Annotated in this window: 3 protein-coding genes; 1 reads left to right on the forward strand and 2 read right to left on the reverse strand. The window is 65.4% G+C overall.

Annotation, left to right across the window (positions count from 1 at the left end; genetic code table 11):
* A partial coding sequence (locus EOA60_RS31045; protein WP_128312480.1) for a LysE family transporter occupies positions 1–592 on the forward strand: 592 nt, incomplete at its 5' end.
* Positions 593–599: 7 nt separating this feature from the next.
* Here EOA60_RS31045 and EOA60_RS31050 read toward each other — a convergent pair.
* Both EOA60_RS31050 and EOA60_RS31055 read right to left on the reverse strand, forming a co-directional pair.
* Complete coding sequence (locus EOA60_RS31050) at positions 600–1394, reverse strand: 1-acyl-sn-glycerol-3-phosphate acyltransferase (protein ID WP_095823983.1); 795 nt, start codon at positions 1392–1394, stop codon at positions 600–602.
* Between the two features lie 81 nt (positions 1395–1475).
* On the reverse strand, positions 1476–1872 hold a 397-nt coding region (locus EOA60_RS31055; protein ID WP_245502654.1), incomplete at its 5' end, for a LysR substrate-binding domain-containing protein.

The raw sequence follows: 1872 nt of genomic DNA on the forward strand, positions 1-1872 counted from the left end.
GCCCTGGCAGCAGGTGCTGGCGCTGGTCATGGCGGCGACCGTTGTCATGGGTAGCCCAGGTCCGGCGACGATCAGCGTCACCGCCGTCGGCGCCGCTTTCGGGCTGCGGCCTTCGCTGGCTTATACGTCCGGCATCGTGCTTGGAACGACGGCCGTGCTCCTGGTTGTGGCCGCCGGGATATTCGGCATGCTCGCCTCGGTGCCGGGGCTGGCGCCGTTGCTGACTGTCGCTTCGGCCCTCTACATCCTCTACCTTGCCTTCAGGATCGCGACAGCGCCGCCGCTTGCCCAAGGCGGCAATGCGGCGGCGCGTCCCACCTTCTTCGGCGGCTTCATGCTCGCCGTCGCCAACCCGAAAGCCTATGTGGCGATCGGCGCGGTCTTCGCGGGAGCTTCATCCACGGTCGACGGGCTCGGGATTTCGGCCAAGCTTTTGGTGCTGGCAGCGATGATCGTCGCCATTCATGTGCTCTGGCTTCTCGCTGGGACGATTTTCGCGAGGCTGCTGCGCGATCCATTGGCGTCGCGGATCATCAATCTCGTCTTCGCGGCGACGCTGGTGCTGACGACTGCACTGGCGGGGCTGCCGTAAGGGGAGCTCAGGCCTTCGCCGCAGCGCCGAGCTCCGCCAGCCGCTTCACCGCCGTCGGCGGCATCGGCGGCGGGTTCGGCGCGCGCGAGGCCTCGACCAGCAGCTCGTCGCAGGCGGTCTCGGTCTCGCCGATCAGCCGCTGCATGAACTCCTCCTTGTCGAGCCCCGGAGGAATCGGCGGCAGGAAACGGGCCTTTATGGTGCCCGGATAACGCATGAACTTGCGGCGCGGCCAGTAGAGGCCGGCGACATGGGCGACCGGCACCACGGGAACGCCCAGTTGGGTATAGAGCTCGACGATGCCGTATTTGTAGGACGGCTCGGCGCCCGGTGGGCGACGAGTGCCTTCCGGGTAGATGATAAGCTGACGCGGGTTGCGCGCCATCTCCTGCCTTGTCGCGGCAACGACCGCTTTCAGCGCCTTGGAGCGGCTGCCGCGGTCGACCGGGATCATGCGCATCTTCATGATGTACCAGCCGAAGAAGGGGATCCAGGTCAGTTCCCGCTTCAGGATATACAAGGCGTCGTCGAGATAAGGAAAAAAGGCGATCGCGTCCCAGAAGGACTGGTGCTTCGGCGCCAGGATGAAGGACCCCTCAGGCAGGTTCTCGGAACCCGTGATTTCGCTCCTGGTGCCGGCGATCTTGTCGTAAAGCCACATCGAGGTGCGCGACCAGAATTTCGGCACGAACCAGGCGCGGTGGCGGGGCGACAGGAAATAGAAGGGCGTCCAGAAGATCATCTGAACGACCAGGCTGAGATAGAAGGCAAGGTTGAACGCCAGCGAGCGGATAATGAGCATGCGGGAAAGGGCCCGGTGTGGAAGTGAGCGTTGGTTACACCAAGCGCGGGCAAAAAGGAAACGGCGCGACGGTCGGGCGCATCACAGCGAACGCGCCAGCCGCTCCTTCAGGCGGGGCGCCGCGAAATCGAGGAAGGCCCGAAGCTTCACCGGCAGCAGGCCCTGACCGGCATGCACGAGATTGACCGGCCAGGGCGGCGGCTCGAACGGCTCGAGCACGACATGAAGCGCGCCGGCGCGCACCGCGGCGTCCGCCTGATAGGAGAGCACCTTCGTCAGGCCGAGGCTGGCGATCGCCGCATCGATTGCTGCCTCGGCGGTGTTGAGCTGCAGCCGCGAGCGGACCGGAACCACGGTTTCGCTCTTGCCGGTGCCGAAGCTCCACGTCGCGGGAGAGGCAAGCCCTTCGAAGGTGATGCAGTTGTGGCCTGAAAGGTCGCGCGGTTCGAACGGCGTGCCATGCTTCGCAAGATATGCC

The sequence above is a fragment of the Mesorhizobium sp. M1A.F.Ca.IN.020.06.1.1 genome (assembly GCF_004023265.1).
Classification (GTDB): domain Bacteria; phylum Pseudomonadota; class Alphaproteobacteria; order Rhizobiales; family Rhizobiaceae; genus Mesorhizobium.

Excerpts from the sequence above, each read along its gene's own strand:
- EOA60_RS31050 (WP_095823983.1), bottom strand. The coding sequence starts at position 1,394 with ATGCTCATTATCCGCTCGCTGGCGTTCAACCTTGCCTTCTATCTCAGC.